Genomic DNA, 309 nt, shown 5'->3' with positions numbered 1-309 from the left:
GTGCTGCTCGAGCACGACCTCGTGATCGAGGCAGCGGTGATCCCGAGTCCCGATCCGACGCGCCTGGCGGTGCCGAAGGCCTACATCTGCCTGACCCCGGAAGCTCCGGCCGTCGGTTCGGATGCGGCGCGCGCGATCTTCGCCCACGCGCACGAACGGTTGTCATCGCATCTGTGGGTGCGGATCATCGAGTTCGTCCCCGAGCTCCCCAAGACGATCTCCGGCAAGATCCGACGCGTCGAGCTGCGGGCACGCGAAGCCGCGCGGGTGCAGTCCGGCGACGAGGCCGGGCAGCACCGTGACCGTGAC

General features: G+C 69.3%; 1 protein-coding gene. It reads left to right on the top strand.

Annotated features, from left to right (window positions below):
* The coding region (locus L687_RS0120960) for an AMP-binding enzyme (protein WP_040569607.1) at positions 1-309 on the top strand (309 nt) is incomplete at both ends.

Source organism: Microbacterium maritypicum MF109, assembly GCF_000455825.1.
Lineage (GTDB): Bacteria > Actinomycetota > Actinomycetes > Actinomycetales > Microbacteriaceae > Microbacterium > Microbacterium maritypicum_A.
This window is presented reverse-complemented; position numbering and strand designations above follow the sequence as displayed.